19 protein-coding genes, 1 tRNA gene and 2 pseudogenes are annotated in these 18491 nt (G+C 57.0%); 10 read left to right on the top strand and 12 right to left on the bottom strand.

From position 1 onward, the window contains the following. The first annotated feature begins 63 nt into the window (after nucleotides 1–63). Genes HMPREF1992_RS07775 through HMPREF1992_RS07765 form a run of 3 tightly spaced genes read left to right on the top strand, consistent with a single transcriptional unit; the run spans nucleotide 64 to nucleotide 2914 of the window. Nucleotides 64–1128, top strand: a complete 1065-nt coding sequence (locus HMPREF1992_RS07775) for an ABC transporter substrate-binding protein (protein WP_021685340.1) — start codon at nucleotides 64–66, stop codon at nucleotides 1126–1128. 8 nt (nucleotides 1129–1136) lie between these two features. Further along, entirely contained in the window at nucleotides 1137–2150 is a 1014-nt protein-coding gene (locus HMPREF1992_RS07770) for an iron ABC transporter permease (RefSeq protein WP_021685339.1), read from the top strand. Beyond that, nucleotides 2147–2914, top strand: a complete 768-nt coding sequence (locus tag HMPREF1992_RS07765; RefSeq protein WP_021685338.1) for an ABC transporter ATP-binding protein — start codon at nucleotides 2147–2149, stop codon at nucleotides 2912–2914. The genes HMPREF1992_RS07770 and HMPREF1992_RS07765 overlap by 4 nt, the downstream gene beginning before the upstream one ends. Nucleotides 2915–3092: 178 nt before the next feature. Here the strand turns inward: HMPREF1992_RS07765 and HMPREF1992_RS07760 are convergent, their stop codons facing one another. Beyond that, nucleotides 3093–3362 carry a GNAT family N-acetyltransferase gene (locus HMPREF1992_RS07760; RefSeq protein WP_037359070.1) on the bottom strand — a complete coding sequence of 90 codons (270 nt, stop codon included), beginning with the start codon at nucleotides 3360–3362 and terminating at the stop codon, nucleotides 3093–3095. Nucleotides 3363–3393: 31 nt separating this feature from the next. On the opposite strand from HMPREF1992_RS07760, the gene HMPREF1992_RS07755 reads away from it, so the two are divergent. Continuing rightward, entirely contained in the window at nucleotides 3394–5142 is a 1749-nt protein-coding gene (locus HMPREF1992_RS07755; RefSeq protein WP_021685336.1) for a malolactic enzyme, read from the top strand. Nucleotides 5143–5214: 72 nt separating this feature from the next. Here HMPREF1992_RS07755 and HMPREF1992_RS11515 read toward each other — a convergent pair. From HMPREF1992_RS11515 to HMPREF1992_RS07740, 3 genes and pseudogenes are all read right to left on the bottom strand, one after another. Beyond that, a pseudogene (locus tag HMPREF1992_RS11515) lies at nucleotides 5215–5870 on the bottom strand (alpha/beta hydrolase fold domain-containing protein). Between the two features lie 106 nt (nucleotides 5871–5976). Continuing rightward, nucleotides 5977–6213: a hypothetical protein gene (locus tag HMPREF1992_RS11505; RefSeq protein WP_021685333.1), complete on the bottom strand. Its 237-nt coding sequence runs from the start codon at nucleotides 6211–6213 to the stop codon at nucleotides 5977–5979. 176 nt (nucleotides 6214–6389) lie between these two features. Beyond that, a complete protein-coding gene (locus HMPREF1992_RS07740) occupies nucleotides 6390–7658 on the bottom strand; it encodes an S-layer homology domain-containing protein (RefSeq protein WP_021685332.1) in 1269 nt (422 codons plus the stop codon). A 294-nt stretch (nucleotides 7659–7952) separates the two neighbouring features. On the opposite strand from HMPREF1992_RS07740, the gene HMPREF1992_RS07735 reads away from it, so the two are divergent. Further along, nucleotides 7953–9152: a diaminopropionate ammonia-lyase gene (locus HMPREF1992_RS07735; protein ID WP_021685331.1), complete on the top strand. Its 1200-nt coding sequence runs from the start codon at nucleotides 7953–7955 to the stop codon at nucleotides 9150–9152. Nucleotides 9153–9255: 103 nt separating this feature from the next. Here HMPREF1992_RS07735 and HMPREF1992_RS07730 read toward each other — a convergent pair whose 3' ends face one another. Next, nucleotides 9256–9624, bottom strand: coding sequence for a TIGR02328 family protein (locus tag HMPREF1992_RS07730; RefSeq protein WP_021685330.1), 369 nt, complete (start codon nucleotides 9622–9624; stop codon nucleotides 9256–9258). A 73-nt stretch (nucleotides 9625–9697) separates the two neighbouring features. Here HMPREF1992_RS07730 and HMPREF1992_RS11825 point away from each other — a divergent pair, with 73 nt between their 5' ends. Beyond that, entirely contained in the window at nucleotides 9698–9823 is a 126-nt protein-coding gene (locus tag HMPREF1992_RS11825) for a secretion protein HlyD (protein WP_071782457.1), read from the top strand. A gap of 145 nt (nucleotides 9824–9968) precedes the next feature. Here the strand turns inward: HMPREF1992_RS11825 and HMPREF1992_RS07720 are convergent, their stop codons facing one another. Continuing rightward, nucleotides 9969–10274, bottom strand: coding sequence for a nucleotidyltransferase family protein (locus HMPREF1992_RS07720; RefSeq protein WP_021685327.1), 306 nt, complete (start codon nucleotides 10272–10274; stop codon nucleotides 9969–9971). A gap of 74 nt (nucleotides 10275–10348) precedes the next feature. Here HMPREF1992_RS07720 and HMPREF1992_RS07715 point away from each other — a divergent pair. Further along, nucleotides 10349–10534, top strand: a pseudogene (locus HMPREF1992_RS07715) (IS3 family transposase); the annotation flags it as partial. Nucleotides 10535–10629: 95 nt separating this feature from the next. On the opposite strand, the gene HMPREF1992_RS07710 reads toward HMPREF1992_RS07715, so the two are convergent. From HMPREF1992_RS07710 to HMPREF1992_RS07690, 5 genes are all read right to left on the bottom strand, one after another. Beyond that, nucleotides 10630–11532: an LPP20 family lipoprotein gene (locus HMPREF1992_RS07710; RefSeq protein WP_037359060.1), complete on the bottom strand. Its 903-nt coding sequence runs from the start codon at nucleotides 11530–11532 to the stop codon at nucleotides 10630–10632. Nucleotides 11533–11591: 59 nt separating this feature from the next. Beyond that, nucleotides 11592–12263, bottom strand: a complete 672-nt coding sequence (locus tag HMPREF1992_RS07705) for a CsgG/HfaB family protein (RefSeq protein WP_021685324.1) — start codon at nucleotides 12261–12263, stop codon at nucleotides 11592–11594. A 345-nt stretch (nucleotides 12264–12608) separates the two neighbouring features. After that, nucleotides 12609–13733: a hypothetical protein gene (locus HMPREF1992_RS07700; RefSeq protein WP_021685323.1), complete on the bottom strand. Its 1125-nt coding sequence runs from the start codon at nucleotides 13731–13733 to the stop codon at nucleotides 12609–12611. Between the two features lie 151 nt (nucleotides 13734–13884). Then, nucleotides 13885–14805, bottom strand: coding sequence for a DUF3829 domain-containing protein (locus tag HMPREF1992_RS07695; protein ID WP_037359056.1), 921 nt, complete (start codon nucleotides 14803–14805; stop codon nucleotides 13885–13887). A 176-nt stretch (nucleotides 14806–14981) separates the two neighbouring features. After that, a complete protein-coding gene (locus tag HMPREF1992_RS07690; RefSeq protein ID WP_037359053.1) occupies nucleotides 14982–15971 on the bottom strand; it encodes a hypothetical protein in 990 nt (329 codons plus the stop codon). A gap of 149 nt (nucleotides 15972–16120) precedes the next feature. Here HMPREF1992_RS07690 and HMPREF1992_RS07685 point away from each other — a divergent pair. Continuing rightward, nucleotides 16121–16196: transfer RNA gene (locus tag HMPREF1992_RS07685), tRNA-Thr, on the top strand. A gap of 61 nt (nucleotides 16197–16257) precedes the next feature. Continuing rightward, nucleotides 16258–17142 carry a DMT family transporter gene (locus HMPREF1992_RS07680; protein ID WP_021685319.1) on the top strand — a complete coding sequence of 295 codons (885 nt, stop codon included), beginning with the start codon at nucleotides 16258–16260 and terminating at the stop codon, nucleotides 17140–17142. Between the two features lie 165 nt (nucleotides 17143–17307). On the opposite strand, the gene HMPREF1992_RS07675 is transcribed toward HMPREF1992_RS07680, so the two are convergent. Next, nucleotides 17308–18039 (bottom strand): NAD-dependent protein deacylase, encoded by a 732-nt coding sequence (locus HMPREF1992_RS07675; protein WP_021685318.1) that lies wholly within the window; start codon nucleotides 18037–18039, stop codon nucleotides 17308–17310. 185 nt (nucleotides 18040–18224) lie between these two features. On the opposite strand from HMPREF1992_RS07675, the gene HMPREF1992_RS11820 reads away from it, so the two are divergent. Beyond that, nucleotides 18225–18374 carry a secretion protein HlyD gene (locus tag HMPREF1992_RS11820; RefSeq protein WP_071782456.1) on the top strand — a complete coding sequence of 50 codons (150 nt, stop codon included), beginning with the start codon at nucleotides 18225–18227 and terminating at the stop codon, nucleotides 18372–18374. Nucleotides 18375–18491: the final 117 nt, after the last annotated feature.

Below are 18491 nucleotides of genomic sequence, written 5' to 3'. Positions count from 1 at the left end.
CGGAATGCACCGTCCTATCTTGGTTTTTGGGGGATTTTCTGCACATTGGAAGGAGGATTTTCTATGATACAGACAGCTTTGCGATATCTCACACGGCTGACCATTATTTGCACGATGTTCGCCCTCGTTGGCTGCGGGCAGCAGACCGCTGCACCGACACAGGAGCGTGTCGTGACGGATACGACGGGGCGCGAGGTGCGCCTGCCGGGAGAGGTGCGGAGCCTCTCCATCGTTCCCATCCCGTGGGCATCGGTCGTCTATGCGGTGGACGGCTCGGCGGAGCGCATTTCGGGCATACATCCGTCGGCAAAGGCCTCGTATGAGACGTCTATGCTGAAGAAACTAGCGCCGGAGATGGCGAATGCCTCGACGGATTTCGTCGGGCAGGACTTTGCCATCCACATGGAGGAACTCGGCAAGCTGAATCCAAGCGCCATCATCGTCTGGAACTACCAGGAGGACGAGATTGCACAGCTTGAGAAGCTGAAGGTTCCGACGATCGCACTGAAGTACGGCACGATGGAGGATCTCCAGAACGGCATCCGTGTTATCGGTCAGGTACTTGGCAAGGAGGATCGTGCCGCATCACTGATCCAGTCTCAGCAGGATATGATGGCTTATTTCGATGGGAAAAAGGAAGCGCTCGCGGGACAGCCAAGGCCGAAGGTGCTCTACCTGCGCGACGGCGATCTGAAGGTCGCGGCGGACGGCACCGTCAATACGATGATGATTGAGACGGCGGGCGGTGTGAATGTCGCGAAGGCTGTGCAGGGGCAGTGGACGCCGGTCACGATGGAACAGGTCGCTGCGTGGGATCCCGATGTCGTCATCCTCAGCAACTTTGCACAGATCCAGCCCGCCGACCTTTATGAGGATCGCCTCGCGGGACAGAACTGGAGGAACATCAAGGCGGTGCGCGAAGGGCGCGTTTATAAGGCACCGAACGGTCTCTATCGCTGGGATGCGCCGTGTGTCGAGACGCCGTTGATGATCGAGTGGATCGCGCAGAAACTGCATCCGGAGATCTTTGACCACGCACATCTGGTGGGTGACCTGCGTGAGTTCTATCAGAAATTTTTCTCATATCAGCTGACGGACGACGATCTCAGGTCGATCCTGCACGAGTGAGGACGTGTATGAAACAACGTAACGGACTCCTGTGGACTGTATTCGGTATTCTGTTCGTCGCCGTGTTCCTCCTCTCCCTCACGGCGGGGCGCTACGCCATCGCACCGAGTGAGGTCTATGACATCCTCGCGTGTGCCGTGACGGGGACGGCGCGTACAGATATGGCGTCGACGGTCGTTCTCGAGCTGCGGCTGCCGCGTACGCTCCTTGCGATGCTCGTCGGTGCCGCCCTCTCACTCTCAGGTGCGGTCTATCAGGGGATCTTTCGCAATCCGCTCGTGAGCCCTGATGTGCTCGGTGTCTCGAGCGGGGCAGGATTCGGGGCGGTGCTTGGCATCCTTCTCTGGGGAACGGGCAGCGAGACCTCGGTCATCGCATTCCTCTGCGGCATGGCGAGCGTTGCACTGGCGTATTACTTCTCGCGCAGCCGCGGCTCCGTGTCCATGATGTCACTTGTCCTCTCAGGCATCATCATATCGTCGATCTTCTCCGCGCTCATCTCGCTCGTAAAATACGCCGCTGATCCGTATGACAAGCTGCCTGCCATCACGTACTGGCTCATGGGCAGCTTTGGAAAGGCGGACTTTGATCGACTGCAGGTGATCGCTGTGCCGATGCTCGTCGCGGGGGGATTTCTGCTCGCGATGCGCTGGCGCATCAACATTCTCTCGCTCGGGGAGGAGGAGGCGCGTTCCCTCGGCGTGAACCCTGCACGCATCCGCAATATCGCCATCGTCGCTGCGACCATCCTTACGGCGCTCTCTGTGACCGCCTGCGGGATTGTCGGTTGGGTCGGCCTCGTCATTCCACATATGTGCCGCCGCATCGTCGGTGTTGATCATGCGCGTCTCCTGCCTGCTGCGTGCTTTACGGGGGCGATCTTTCTTGCGCTCGTCGACATCTGTGCGCGGAGCCTGCTGGCAGCAGAGCTTCCCATCGGCATTCTCACGGCGCTGCTCGGGGCACCGTTCTTTGCCTTCCTTCTGAAGCGTACGCGGGAGAAACGGGGGGACTGGTCATGATCACGGTAAAAAATGCTGCGTTCTCCTACGATGGGACACATGAAATCTTTTCCGAGCTCTCCCTCTCCCTCGCGGCGGGTGAGGTGCTCACGATCCTTGGGCGCAACGGCATCGGCAAGACGACCTTCCTGCGCTGCCTGCTCGGCATCCTGCCATGGACGCGCGGAGAATGCCTGGTCGACGGTGAGCGTCCCGATCCCACCGCTGTCAGCGCAAAGATCGGCTATGTTCCGCAGAGTCATGCCCCCGCCTTTCCCTACACCGTATTTGAGATGGTCATGATGGGACGTGCGCGGCGCATCGGCCTCTTTCGGACGCCGTCGATGGCAGATCGTACGCGTGTGACGGAGCTGCTCGATCTCGTCGGCGTCCTGCCGCTCGCGGAACGCTCCGCAACGGAACTCAGCGGCGGTCAGCTGCAGATGGTCTACATCGCCCGCGCCCTCGCCGCCTCTCCAAAGCTGATGATCCTCGATGAGCCGGAGGCACATCTGGACTTTCACAATCAGATGATTGTCCTGCGGCTCTTGCAGAAACTCTCACATGAGCAGGGGATGACCATCGTCATGAATACCCACTCACCCGAGAACGCACTTAAGATCTCGGACAAGAGCCTCCTCATGCGGCGCGGGGAGTATCTTTTCGGTGCAACCGCAGAGCTGCTCATCGAGGAGAATCTCAGCCGCTACTACGACATCGACTGCCGCGTCACCGAGACACGTGTCGGGGATACGGTGCATCGGGGGCTGCTGACGCTGCTGTGACGGCTTGACTGAGATACGGAACATCTTCACAATATACGCAAAAAAGGGCCTGCACACGTTCGGATGTGTGCAGGCCTTTCTTTTGTATGGAGCGTCGCCCGATCATCTACAAGTTCAAGGAGTATACGACGACGGGCGAGCGGATCGGTCTGAATTTCGGGTTCAGCGAATACTGAGATTACAGTACGTCGCGGTACTCCTCTTTGCCCGTCATCATCTTGTCCGCGTAGGAACAGAGCGGGACGATCTTCTTCCCCGCACGGCGTGCCTCGGCGACGACCCCCTCGATGAGGCGGCGGGCGATGCCCTGCCCTCCGTAGGCGGGGTCAACCTCGGTATGTGTGATGACCCAGCATTCGCGCGTGTCCTCGATCTCAGCGACGCCGACGCGCGTTTCGCCGTCATAGGCCGCGCTGCGGAAATGTTCGGGTTCAAATACGATCTGCATGGTGATTCCTCCTTTGCCCGTATTGTAACGCATGAGGAATGTGCCTGTCCAGTATGCGGCAGCAGATTATAAATTGCTGCGGCGCAGGAAAACGGAGGGCTTTTCTCGAATACCGAATGCAGGTAAATTTTGTCAGCGAAAGGAGAAAAATATGGACAAGAAAGGGTATGCTTTGCTGAGCGATCCGTTCCAAAACAAGGGGACGGCGTTCAGTGCTGACGAGCGCGCACAGTTTGGACTTACGGGCCTCCTGCCGCCGCATGTTGACACGATTGCGGAGCAGGCGCAGCGCATCTATCAGCAGATGGAGCGCAAGAGCTCGGGGATCGAGAAGCGCCGCTTCCTGATGGATGTGTTCAACCGCAACCGCCGTCTGTTCTACTATGTGTTCCGTCAGCATATCGCAGAGCTCATGCCGATCGTCTACGATCCCGTGATCGCTGAGAGCATCGAGCAGTACAGCGAGCAGTTTATCAATCCGCAGGAGACGGCGTATCTCTCGATCGATCATCCGGAGGAGGTCGAGACGACGCTGCGGCAGGCGGCGGGCGACCGGGAGATCCGTCTCATCGTTGCAACGGACGCAGAGGGCATTCTCGGCATCGGCGACTGGGGGACGAACGGTGCCGATATTGCCGTCGGGAAGCTGATGGTCTATACCGCAGCAGCGGGAATTGACCCCGCGTCGGTGCTGCCGGTCATGCTCGACTGCGGGACGAACCGCGAGAGCCTCCTGCAGGATCCGCTCTACCTCGGCAATCGTCACGAACGCGTGCGGGGCAAGGTATACGACGACTTCATCGATGCCTTTGTGCAGACGGCGGAGCGGCTTTTCCCACGCCTCTATCTTCACTTCGAGGACTTTGGACGGCCGAACGCCGCGCCGATTCTGCGCCGGTACCAGAAGACCTATCCCGTCTTCAACGACGACTGTCAGGGGACGGGCATCATCACACTCGCAGGACTCCTTGGCGCGATGAAGATCACGGGGCAGAAGCTCACGGAGCAGAGATACATGTGCTTCGGCGCGGGGACGGCGGGCGCGGGCATCACGAGCCGTATTTGCCGCGAGATGGTCGAGCAGGGGCTCAGCGAGGAGGAGGCGCGCGGGCATTTCTACCTCGTGGACAAGCAGGGCCTCCTCTTTGACGACATGGGCGACCTGACGCCGGAGCAAAAGCCATTCGCGCGAAAACGCAGCGAGTTCGACCATGCGGATTCGCTCACGACGCTTACGGCCGCCGTGATGGCGGTAAAGCCGACCATCCTTGTCGGCACGTCGACAATGCCAGGCGCGTTCACGGAGACGATCGTGCGAGCGATGGCATCGTGGTGTGATCGTCCGATCATTTTTCCGCTGAGCAATCCGACGGAGCTTGCCGAGGCGACAGCGGAGGACCTCATTCGCTGGTCGGACGGGCGTGCGTTGGTTGCGACCGGCGTTCCGCGTGATCCGGTCTCCCACCGAGGAACGACCTACGAGATCGGACAGGCGAACAACGCACTCATCTATCCGGGACTCGGACTCGGCAGCATGGCGGTCGACGCGAAGCTCGTGACCGATGAGATGATCTCGGCCGCGGCGCATTCACTCGGCGCATTCCTTACGCCCGAGGCAAAGGGCGCTGCCGTCATTCCGCCCGTTACGCGTCTCATTGAGTTCTCTGCCGCTGTCGCTGTTGCCGTTGCGGAGTGTGCCGTGAAGCAGGGACTGAACCGACGCGCGGTCGCGGATGTAAAGGCCGCTGTGGATGAAATGGTCTGGAAGGCAGAGTATTAACACGGCATTTTGCATATGATAAATCCCCCTGCATTCACGATACGAACGCAGGGGGATTTTGCCGTTTACGCCTCAATCCATGTACCTATTTACAAAGTCTGCAATCTCCTGCAGTGACTGGACAGAGTCCTCCAGTTCGGGGAAGAGCAGGGCGAAGTCATGCGGCATGCCGGGGTAGACGGTGAGCGTCACCGTGACGCCGTCCGCAGCCGCCTTTTGCTCGAGCTCCTCGTTCTCCGTCAGAAAGAGCTCGTTGCCGCCGGTCTGGATGAGGATCGGCGGGAGCCCGCTGAGATCGGCGTAGATCGGCGAGAGACGCGGGTCGCTGCGCGGAAAGGCTCCGCCAGAGTAGTCGCCCGTCTGTACGGGACCGTAGAGCGGCGTGCCGATGCCGAGCACCTGGTCCGCCGCTGCCTTCGTCGTGCGCGATGTGCCCGCGCGGTGTTCCATTGTCGTCCACGGGGAGGCGAGCGCAATCACGCCCGGCTGTGCAATGCCGTGGTCCTTTAAATAGAGTGCGAGGCCCCGCGCGAGATTGTCGCCTGCAGAATCTCCGACGAGGATGATGTTCTCTGCCGTTATCCCGCGCGCAAGAATGCCCTCATATGCATGCACGGCATCTTCGAGCGCCGCGGGATAGAGGTGGGGGGCGCCGTGCGGTAGTCCACGCAGTAGATGTCGCCCGCGTTCATCAGGACTGCCTGACGAACGGCGAGGCTGCGGTGCATGTCGGTGAGTGCCATGATGTAGCCGCCGCCGTGCAGCTGGAGCAGCACGCGGTCAGAGCGCTTCTCCGCGGGTGTGATGCGGTCGACCGTGACGCCGTTGATGCGCTCATGTGCGATCGTCCAGCCGTCCGGCAGCTCGAATGCAGGAGGAGCTGCCGGACGGCGCGGGATGGAAGAATGCCTGCATCTTCTCCGTGATGTATGCCTGCTTCACCTCGTCCGTGAGGATAAGACCGTGCGCGGGCTGCTCATACGCTGCAGTGAGTGCTGCCTGCGGAGCCCATGTGAGGACGGATGCAAGAACGGCGGCCGCAAGGATCTTCCGAATGGAACGGATCTTCATTGCTTCATCTTCTTTTCTCAGAAGCGGGTGACGATGAATATGCAGCGTATTCTGTGACTGCTTCTCTGTTAGTATACATGATGAGGCGGGGGCGAGGTCAAGGGGCTGCCGCAGTCCTGCGCAAAAAAATACCGCCGGTTTTCCGGCGGTATTCGGTTCGTGGAGAGAGGGAGAAATCAGAAGAAGAATTCGACGCGTCCGAAGAGCTTCGAGACCTTGTCTTGGCCGTCTATAACACGTGGATTAAGATCCTTGCCGCGGAAATACTTTGCTGAGAGGACGACATTCGGGAACAGTGTATAGTCCGTTCCAACCTCAACGCCCTTTGTGAATTCCATTGCACCGTCTGTTGTAGCTCCAAGCGCGGCTCCTGCAATGTAGCGGTAGGAGACGTATGCACCCCACGAGCCCCGATCCTCCGGGTTTGCCCCCTTGTAGTCGTAGCTGACCTGATAGGATTTCTTGTATTTTTTGTCCATTGCAAGGTTGTTGTTGCGTGCATAGGCCGCAGAGAGGAAGTTGTTCTTATCGAAACTGTATCCTGCGTTTACGCCCCAGATGTTTATCTGTTCCTTGCCGCCGGTAAAGGGGATATAGTTTTTTGAGCTGAGGCGGTAATAGCCGACACCGCCCGTGAGACGCCCATTATACATAAGCTCTGCAGCCTGATAGTTCGCCGGATCTGTAAGCTCCTCGTCACTGATGCGGCCTGCCTGGAGCTTTACACGCAAATCCTTACCAAACGAGACCTCTGCGCCCGAGAAGTGGTGATCGAAGATGAGCGCACCCGGCTTCGCATACGCCTCTGCCGAGAGCAGCTCCATTTTGCCGAGCTTGACCTGGAAATCACCGTAGTCGCCCTGCGCCCATGCGTACTTCAGCTCGACTTTATCGCTGCCAGCCTCACCGGCATCCTTGTTCATCTTGGTCTCCGCATCGAGGCGTGCATTGACGTGCCAGTGGCTATTCACCTCTGCAGATGGCTCAAGGCGGAAGAGGAGATTGTCGTCATTCGTCCGCTTTTTGCCGCTGTCACGCAAGGTCTCAACGCGCTCACTCGTGTAGGTGTACTCAAGTTTGCCGTTCCACTTGACCATGTCGGCATTGCGCTCGAGGTTCGATACACGTACGCCGAGGTTGTTCAGTTCGTCTGCGAACTCCGCTGCGAGACGGTCGACGAGCGCGCGATCCGAGGCGGACATATCGCCCTTTGCCATCGCCTTGCCCACCATCTGCGCCATCTCGTAGCGCGTGATGTTGCGATCGCCGCGATAGGTGCCGTCGCCGTAGCCCTCGACCACACCGTCCGCCGCGAGCTGCGACACGGCATCGTACGCCCAGTGGTCGCGCGGCACATCGCTGAACGGATTCGCCGCCGCAAATGTCGTCGATGCTGCGCCGATGACGAGCGCCGCGCTGAGCGCGGATACCAGAGTTTTCTTCATGGAAAATCCTCCTTCTGAAAGCGCGGAGTGATTCCGTGCTCCCTTACATCTGCGGGAGGAGACCTGCCTATGTTTCCAATGATGTACACTGTGTCTGCAGCGTATGTCTTCCTTCCGCATTAACACTGAGATTAAATCTTATTATATAGGATGACGAAAACGATTGTCAAGCGAAAGATTCAGAAAAATAAATAAACTATAGAAGGATATATTCGATGATTTCCTTACCAATGATTTGCGTGTGTGCTATAATGAAGGAAAACGTGGGACAATGATTGTTGGGAGGAATACACGATGAACGAATCCATCAAGGCGGTACATCTTGCTCATACGGACAGCGATCTTGCGGATGTCTCGGCATTCGGCCCCGCTGCCACGGCACATGCCGTAGCCTTTCATCGGAGTCTGCCGGACTATGAGCCGACTCCGCTTGCCGACCTTCGCCGACTGTCGGCAGTGCTGGGGCTCGGACGGCTTGCGGTCAAGGATGAAAGTACGCGGTTCGGACTGAATGCGTTCAAGGGACTCGGGGCGAGCTACGCGGTCGCATGTTATCTCGCGCAGTATCTTGGACTCTCCGAGGGCGAGATGACCTACGAGAACCTCACGAAGCCCGAGTATCGCGAACAGCTGCGCAATATCACGCTCGTCACGGCGACGGACGGCAACCACGGGCGAGGCATCGCATGGGCGGCGAAGATCTTTGGCTTGTTTGCCCATGTCTTCATGCCAAAGGACAGCTCGACCGAGCGCCTGGCGAACATCCGCGGTCTCGGTGCAGAGGCGTCGTTTACGACATACAACTACGATGACACCGTGCGTCACGCAGCAAATCTCGCAAAGGAAAAGGGATGGGTGCTCGTACAGGATACGGCATTCACGGGCTACACTGAGGTCCCGCTCCGGATTATGCAGGGCTATACGACGCTTGCGCAGGAAGCGGCAGAGCAGTACGATGAACCACCAACGCATATCTTTTTGCAGGCGGGGGTCGGCTCGATGCCGGGGGCTATTGCAGCATATTTTGCAGCGCATGATGGGGAGAAGCGCCCCGTCATCACGATTGTCGAGCCAAATCATGCAGACTGCATCTATCGCACGGCTGCCGCGAACGACGGTGCGCCGCACATTGTGACAGGAGAGATCAGCTCCATCATGGCAGGGCTGTCCTGCGGCGAGCCGAGTACGATTGCGTGGGAGATTCTGAAAGACTATGCCGATCACTTCGTCTCCGTGCCCGAGTGGGTCGCGGCGAAGGGCATGCGCATCCTCGGCAATCCACTGGACGATGACCCTCGCGTTGTCTCGGGTGAGAGCGGTGCGGTTACGACGGGACTTGTCGCAGAGCTCATGCAGAACCGCAGCCTCGACTACCTGCGCGACCGCATCGGCCTCGGCAAGGACTCCCGCATCCTCTGTATTTCCACCGAGGGTGACACTGACCGCGCGAACTACCGCCGCGTCGTATGGGACGGGCTGTATCCGAGCTATTGACCATAAATAGACACAAAATGCCCCTGCGCCGAAACGGTGCAGGGGCATTGTCATAGGCGAAAGTGTTCTTGTCGCATCATATCAATTTACTCCTCCACAACTTCTATACTTTTAAATGTATACCTTTACCTCTTAAATTTTCTATGCAATCAGCCAGATATTCCATATTATGCTCTTTGTAAATTGGACTGCCTATAATTTCCTCTTTAAGATTATCGTACTTTTCTGCTGTCCTTCCTCTATAATTTTTATCTTTCCATTCCGCAGAAACATTATATCCTCTTTTTTCCATCTCCTCCATAACCAATACATGGTAAATAAAAAGACGATACGGGGAATATGTAAACACATAGTCCACAGTTTTATGTTTCTTTTTCCATCCATTGCCCCTCAGAGCACAACATTCCCTATGTTGTCCAAGAAGCTGATTTTTGGGCAATAAGTGGATAAGTTTTTCATGCCATAGTCTCATATTGTTCTCCTGTTAACAAAGTTGATTTTTCTAAGGAATCGTTGATAAAATAAAGTCCGTCAGATTGGCGTAAATTTTTCGTCCGAACAAGGAGGCAAACCGGACGCATAGCCAAAGCTATGTGGAGGATTTGCCGACGAAGAGAGGGCGGAAAAGATGTGCCAAGATGGCAGTGCTGAATTTATCAGGGCTTCCCTAGCTTCGTGGTAAGTTCCCCGATTTGACCGAGATTGAACACGTAAGCCTCAATGAGCATATCATTGGCGCGAAAATCCTCATAGGAAACGCCTTTGCAGTATTCACACACTTTGTTAACATAGCGGAGCATTTTGTCAACAATAATTTTATCGCGTATAAATCTCAATTCCCGTCTGTTTGATTTCCTCGGCAATTCTCGACCGTGGCTCGATATGGGTGATGTTGAACACATCCATGTCCTTATCGTCCAGAGACTCCCGCAGCTCCTCCACAAACCCCATGAATTTCAGTCCGCGCAGATTGCTGTCCACGAGCAAATCCGCGGCGCTCGTTTTCGTTGCAGTCCCTTTTCCATAAGAGCCAAAGAGAATCGCCTGGCAAATCTGATGCCCTGCAAAAATTGGCTGTAACCGCTGCTTTATTTCGTCAAAAGAAAAAATCATCTCCGACATATCAGACCCTCCAATCCTCGAACAGAGCGGCAATGTCTTCCTGTATCTTTTTCCCGAGTGTCTCAACGTCCCGCAGCGTGATGGAGAACTTCTTTGGACTCTTAAAGCAAGAGATTTACTATGGGCGCGTCTACCATAGCTACGAGGAACTCAAGACGGCAATCGAAGAGTATATCGTCTACTATAACGAGCGCCGCATTAAGAAGTCTCTTGGTTGGATCAGTCCAGTGGAATACCGACGTAGACACTGTGCCGCATAACAAAAAGCGCAGGATTTTGCTTTCCTACGCTTTCAGGTCTAACTTTTGGGGGTCACTGCAGCCCTCGGGAGTTTCGTATCTGTCGTTCTTGCCGATCAGCGTACGAACACGACGTTTCCGTTCATGAGCATCTGGCTCTGTGCGTTTGCTGCAAGGATGCGGTCGCCATCATCGACGCTGACGACGACATTGACGGGATTCGTGGAGTTATTGCCGCCGCGCACCTGCACCGCCTTTATGATAAGCGGGCTGCCGCCAGCACGCGGGAGAGACTGTGCCGCGGAGACGCTGGCGGAGTAACCGACCATGCCCTGCGAGATTGCCTGATCGTAGTTGATGTTGCTGACGCCGTAAATGGCACGGCCGCTTGTGTCATAGATGACGGGGGAGAAGCTGGGCTTGAGCCCCATGCCGCCCGCATCGACGATAACGCCCGTATAGCCGACACCTCTCGTCTGGACCTGCGTTGTAATCTCGGCCGTAATGGTGGCGGAGATGACCGGCGGAGGCGGCGCGGGCGGCGTGTTCTCGCGGATGGCGGGAAGGATTGCCGTTGCAAGACCCTGTGTGCCGTACATCGGCATGGACATGACGACACGGTAACTGCCGTCCATCATCGCCTGCTCTTCGACGACAACGGCACCCTTGATGAGTGCGCTGACTTTCGACTTGATGATGTCGCTCGTCGTGACGAAGTTCATGACGGTCGTCTCCGCATCCACCTGCACGCCATTGATCTGCTCGGCAAGGTTGCGCTGCGCATCTACGATTGCAGCACGGCGCGCCATGATGCTCGCCTTGGATCCGTAGCTGCCCGCCGGCGGCGTGCCGAAGCCCTCTGCCGTGATCGTGCCCTGCTCCCACTGTGCGGCTGCCTCTGCTGCTTGCATCAGGGTGAGTGCGGGGACAGCGGTATCCGGCGCTGTGTAGAAGCCCGCACCAAATGCAAACACACCTGCCATTGCGCTGACGAGTGCCTTTTTCTTCAGATTTTTCATCGTTGTCGCTCCTTTACATTGTTTCAGCGGAAACAGATCCATCTGTTCACACTGCGGCCTTAGTGCTTCTTACCCTTGGTGTTGACGCCCATCTTCGTAAAGATACCCTCTTTGCCGTTCACGGCGTCCTTGGTCGCTTTTACGACGGCATTGAACGCCATCTCTTCGGAGACGTTCGCGGAGCCGAGCATGAACGCACCGCCCTCTGAGGCCATGCCTCCCGATACGCGGTTCGAGCTGCCCTTGCCCTGTCCGACGAGGACGATGCGTCCTGTCGAGACCTCGACGACGCGGATCGTGACATTTGCAACGACACTTGCCTGACTGCCGACCAGTCCGCCCGTGAGGCTGCCGAGCCCGAAGGTGTCCTCCTTCGCCGAGAGATTTGTGAGTGCGCCGAAGATCTTATACTCTGCGCCGCTCATGTTGCCGACAGCGACCGCGCTGTCGGCGCTAATAAGGCCGGTCATGCCGAGGCTTTGCTCATCCACAAGCCCTTGAAACTCGATACGCTCGACCACCTGGAACACATCGGGGCGATCACATATGAGGGCAGTGAGCGCTTCATTTGCGATGCCTGCGCGGTCCCCGAAGCCCTCCCATTTGTCCGGCACCTTGTTCTGGAAGGGCATGATGGCAACGGTGGGATTGTCGTACAGACCTGCCTGACAGACAGAACCCATCATCAGCCCTCCGAGAAGGACAAGCACGCCCATCATTTTCCTAAACATAGAATTCCTCCTTAAAATGATTGTGGACGCTGTGGTTCGCACACTGTCGACGGACGGATAACGAGGACTTAGCAGAAAACAGCAACGCGCTGCCCGCCACGGGTGCGTATTGACATCTCTCATGTCACCTGTATTTTAGCACACATTAAAAAGAATTGATACTGTAGTAAACACCAGGTAAAAAAGTCCTATTATTTGAATTCCTTCAGTTATGACGCGGGGAATTAGGTTTTTTTGAGTGCAATGTACGCTGCGATATGAAAAATTTTTTAGGAAAAAATAAAAGAACTGCCGAACGAAATACGCCGTTCGGCAGTTCTTGTGTGATCTATAGTGAGTGGTGTATCAGCGCAGTGCGATATTGATCTCACTGCCGCTGGTGCTCTCTACGAAGATGGAGAGGCTGGTATTTCGTTGGAGCATCTGGAGAATAGTGAATGGCTGCTGCGCGGAGGCAATGTCGATGGTCGTCTTGCCCGCGTTCGTGCCGCGCACGTAGACATCCTGTACGCCGCGCAGTTCTTTCAGCTCCTTTACGAGCTGCTCGACGAGGGAGAAGTTATTCGCACGGACGGTGAGCTGGATGCCGGAGAATGCGCTTGCAGCCGCCTTCAGGAATTGCTGCTCGAGCTTCTCGGCGGCCTTGACCGCTGCTGCCTGGCGCGACTTGCGGCGCGCGAGGTTGGGGCTGTTCTCGACGCCCTGACCCTCGACGGAGTAGGTACCGATGATCGTGCTCGTGCCGAAGGAGATGATCTTCAGATCAAGCTGGGTGCGTGCCGATGCCATCGGTGTCGTGATATAGCCGCCTTGGTTGTTGGGGATCTTGATGTCATAGCCTTCCGCATGACTGCGCCCGATGACGAGGTAGTCTATCGGCCGATCGGCATTGCTGCCGCCGTATGGGAGGCGGGAGTCACCACGATAGATGGCATTGAGAACGGCCGAGTCCTGGAGCTGCGAGAGGAGGTTCACGTCGACAACGTGCTTGAAGCCGACGGTGAGGAGACGCTCGTTCAGTGCGGTCTCGAGGATCGTATCATGGCCGGGGAGTGCGTAGAAGTCGTGATCAATGTCCGAATCATCCGTGAGGATGACGACACCGATGCGCGGATCGTTCAGGCGCATGACTGCATCCATGCGCTTCATAAACGCGGAGTTCGGATCGGTGTTCACATCGACGTTCGCGCGGATGCGGTACTCGCCGTTTACATTTGACTCGCTGATGACCTGGATGTTCTGAACGTAGCCCTGTGCGTGGGAGAGGATCTCGTCCAGCTCCACGGAGGTGTTCTTGACGACTGTGTTGGAGTTGATATACATGCCGGCGATCTGCTCTACTGCGGTGCGTGCCGCATCACGCATGGCAGAGTCCCGGTCAATGCCAACGCCGTCGACGATAACGGTCTGAGCGAATGCGCTCTGCGCCATCGCCATACAGAGGCAGAGTGCGATAAAAATTTTTTTCATACGAATAGAAGCTCCTTTCTTTTGTATAAAGAAACGCGCTTGTTTTCTGCATATTTATCATACCATAAAAACGGGCAAACGTATATAGGAGAAATTGGATGATATGTAAAAAGTGCCGCAGCATATTGCCGCGGCACCGTCGTCTGGGGAATTATTTCTTCTTGTTATCCAGCTCAGCAAGATCGAGGTTCTGCGAGGAACGCACGAAGTCGTTGAAGTCCTCCACAACCTCGTTGCCGTCTTCCTGACCTGCGACATAGCCGCGGAACGTACCGATGAAGCGGTTGAGGCTCGACTTGTAGGAGCCGAGCGCGGGTACATCGGGGATTTTTGCTGTGAGTTCGTTGATCTCCGTGATTTTCGCCTCGGCGGCAGCCTTGTCGATGTTCTCGTTGTCGAGCATATCGGCAAGCTCGCGCACCTTCATGTTCAGTTCGAGGAAGGCGGCGGCATTCACACGTCCCTCCTTGCGCATATCTTCGAGGCGGGCAAGCTGCACTTCCTTGAAATGTGTCGTGACAGCGGCGTCGAACTTGTCATACGCAGGCTCGAATGCGTCGTAGAGCGGGAGATACTGCGCGGTCATCTGCGCGGCGGCGGCATAGTTGTCTGCCATGTAGCCCTTGGAGGAGTAGTAGCTCTCCATCTTGTCCGCGAGCGGGGCGAGATCCTTGAGGATCGCAAGCACGGCGTCCGCTTCTGCGTCGATGTCCGGGTAGACGCCCGCAGTCTGCGGATTCGCACGCGCTTCTTCGAGATTCTTCTTCAGATCGGTGAAGTGCGGGAGGGTGACGTTGGTCATACGCTCGCCGCTGCGCATCTCCTCGAGTGAGGGGGTGATGGCATAGTCGAACGTGACAATGAAGCGATTGTAGTCGTTCGTCGCGTCGAGGTAGGGCGAGATCGCATCGATCTTGTCCTCGGTCGTGTTGCCGGCGAGCAGTGCACTCACGCCGGCGGCGGGGGTGTCGCCCTTATCGCTGCCGAAACAGCCCGTGAGGAGTACAGCGGGGGCGCACAGGAGTCCGCCGACGGCGAGGATGGAGAGTGTACGACGCATGGGATGAAACATAAAAAATCCTCCTTTGAAACAGGACACGCAGCGTACGTGTCAATGAAACAGACGAGATACGTGTGGAGGCTCGTCTAACGCTCATAACACTCATAAGTATAACGAAATAAAACACTTGTGTCAAAAATAAGACGATTGTCCTATAACAATTGAGTCAATATACCTGTGCGCATTGGTTATGGAACGACGACAACACCCCAGCTGCGTGCACCGCCGTCCCCACGCTCACGGTGACGGCGTTCTTGTTCCGCACGTCGTTCAGCGCGGCGCAGGGTCATCCAGAGGTCATTGTCTGTCTTGTCCGAGGCGTCCCACGCGCTCACAAGGTCGTTTACTGCATCCTCATAGCGCCCTGCATCGTAGGAAATCATGCCTCTGTACTGGTAGAGACGCCAGATGGGGTAGGAGCTGTTCGTATGAGGTGTGCGCTCTGCCGCTGTAAAATCTGCCTGTGCGAGGGCGTTTGCGTGTCGTTCATAGTAGGCACGGCCTCGCAGGACATAGGCATAGGCACGCGCGTCGCCCGTGATGCTCGGATCCTCCAGGAGAAGGGAGATGTCGGCAATGGCGTGTTCGTTCTCGCCGCGCAGGATCATTGCCTCCACGTCCGCAAATATGGTTTCGATGGGCGTGGGAGCACGGGAGCGCGACGCCTCTCCATAGACGGGCACGGGCGGGATGAGAATTGCGCCGTGCGGCATTGCGGGGCGGCTGCGCAGGTTGTCGTTCTCACGCTGCAGGGCGTCGCGCTCCTGCGTGAGGCGCCTGAGCTCTGCCTTGTTTTCAGCGAGCGCCTTTAGATCGATCCCCTCGGTGTCCACAGAGCAGACGAGGTGGACACGGTAGCGCCAGGCATCGCCGACAAGCTCAGGGGTCACATCCTCATGCAGGACGCGCAGAACAGCGGCGGCGACTGTGCGAATCTCGTCATGAGTCAGGGTGTAGTCCTGCGTCTCGCTGTAGCTCTCGATGTAGACGCCCGCCTGCTCCGTTGCGGAGCGCATTGCCTCGCTTCGTGCTGCATCGCGGGCACTCTTCGGCGTATCGTTGTCGCCCATCATATAGACCCCGTCTGCTTCGATGATCTCGGGGGAGGCGACGGCAACATTGGCCGCCCCTATAAGAATCAGCGCACATAGGATCATGCGCAGGATTTGTTTTACCATGATATTCACTCCCATTTGTATTGTTCCAAAATGTGATTAAAGGACGGTAAAAGAGAGATGAGACAGACGTTGATTAAAAATTTTTCTCGGCGGGGTTGACAGGAACACGGCCCTCGGGGATAATTCCACTATCGCCTGTGAGGCGGTATGCTGATTTAGCTCAGTTGGTAGAGCAGCTCATTCGTAATGAGCAGGTCGTAGGTTCAAGTCCTATAATCAGCTCCATTTGAAACAAAAGGCTTCCGAGAGATCGGAAGCCTTTTTATCATATGAGAGGAGCTTTGCGATGAAGGGACAGGGGCGCGTCTATTTTTACGCCATCAGTGCGGTAGTGATCTGGTCAACGCTCGCGGCGGTAGCAAAGAGTATTCTCACCGTGATTCCGACATTTGAGGCGCTTTTTCTGAGTAGCCTCATCGCATCGATCTTCCTGCTTGTCCAGCAGGGCGTACGCGGGGGGCTACAGGTATTCCGCGCGTATGACGGACGCAGCTACCTCGCGATGGCGGGGCTGGGATTTGTCGGGCTCTTTGTCTACTCGGGACTCTATTTCTATGGGCTGACGCAGTTGACTTCGCAGGAGGCGTGCATTCTCAACTATCTCTGGCCGATGATGATCGTCCTCTTTGCGGCACTGCTTCTCGGGGAACAGATCACCCTGCGTACTGCCGCCGCGCTGCTTCTCTCGTTCTCGGGTGTACTGGTGCTGACGCTCGGCAAAGAGGGGCGTGCGGATGGAAATGCCGTCCTCGGCGCGCTCGCCTGCGTGCTGGCGGCAGTCTGCTACGGGCTGTTCTGCGTGCTGAACCGGAAGCGGAATGCGGATCCGACGGTGCTGATGACGGTCGAGTGGGGCGTGACCGCGCTCTGCGCCCTGCCGGTGATGCTCATGACAGAGACGTGGGTTCCGCTCTCGTGGTCGCAGTGGGGCGGGATGCTCTGGTTCGGCATCTTTGTCAACGCCGTGGGTTATCTCTGGTGGGCGATGGCGCTGCAGGAGGCGCAGAACGCAGCAATGGTGGCGAACCTCGCCTACTTTGTGCCACTCCTCTCGCTCGTCGTCTCTGCCGTCATGCTCGGGGAGGAGATGTCGCGCGCCGCGCTCCTCGCGCTCTTCCTCATCATGGGCGGGATCCTCTTGCAGAGTGTGCGGCGGGGGAAGGTGCGTTGAAAAACAAAAGGAGGGCTGCTCTCGGAGCGCCCCTTCCACCGCTTACGCGGTCCCCCTCCCCCGTTGTGAACGGGGGAGGCTGAGGTTACGGCATATTAGCTTCCCCCGCCGAAGCGGGGGAAGTGGCGAGCTTGCGAGCCGATAGGGGCGCCCCAAATGAAGCCTTTATTCATCCGGCAGCGCCGCGTGCAGCACGTCGCCGATCGGCTCGCGGATGACGAGCTCGGCATGGCGGTCTGCACTCGTCTCACTCTTGTTAATGAGGACGAGATGTGCCCCGCGGAAGTAGTTGATGAGCCCCGCCGCAGGGTAGACGATGAGTGACGTGCCGCCGATGATGAGCGTGTCCGCCGCGCGGATTGCCGCGACTGCGCCGGCGATGGTGTCATTGTCGAGACTTTCCTCATAGAGCACAACATCGGGGCGGACGATGCCGCCGCAGCTGCAGTGAGGGATGGGGCGGTGGTGGAGGATGTAGTCGAGTTCGTAATGCGTCCCGCAGTCCATGCAGTGCGCACGGCGAATCGAGCCGTGCAGCTCGTAGACGGTCTGTGAGCCTGCCGCCTGATGGAGTCCATCGATGTTCTGTGTTACGATCGCCGCGAGAATGCCGCGCCGCTCCAGCTCCGCAAGCGCGTAGTGCCCGGGATTCGGCTCCGCTGCAAGGTAGACAAAGCGTCGTCGGTAGAAATCGAAAAACTCCTCCGGATGCGCCATGAGGAAGCTGTGCGATGCCATCTGCTCAGGTGCGAACTCCTGATGCAGCGTCTCGCTGTAGATCCCGCCCGCGCTGCGAAAGTCTGGAATGCCCGACTCCGTCGACATGCCCGCCCCGCCGAAGAACACTGCGCGGCGGCTTCCTGCTAGGATTTCTTTGAGTCTCGCGATCTTGTCCATCGTGTACCTCCTTGCTTGACATTTTGTGGGGGGTGGATATAATGAGAATACAAAAGGACGACTGGTGATTGGATCCGCCGGTCTCTCCGCAGAATTTTATGTTCTTGAAAGAGGAGCCGACGTGAACCGCGCGTACGGTTCTTTTTTCTGTTATTTAATCAGAAATATAAGGAATCACTGATAAAATGAAGTCTGTTAGATTGGTGCAGATTTTTTGTCCTGTCAAGAAGACAAACCGGACGCATAGCAAAGGCTATGTGGAGGATTTGTCGACACAGACAGGGCGGAAAAGATGCGCCAAGATGGCAGTGCTGAATTTATCAGTGATTCCGTAATGTTGACCACGAGCGTTGCCGCTGCAATCAGAAGCGAGAGCTTTTCAAAAAGCGTTACGCACATCACCCCCACAAAGGGAGTAAACCGACATTCACCAGTCGATGGGTTCATTATAG

It is taken from the genome of Selenomonas sp. oral taxon 892 str. F0426 (genome assembly GCF_000468035.1).
In the GTDB taxonomy this organism is placed as follows: Bacteria; Bacillota; Negativicutes; order Selenomonadales; family Selenomonadaceae; genus Centipeda.
Note: the sequence above shows the minus strand (reverse complement) of the source record. Positions and strands in the feature narration are given on the sequence as shown.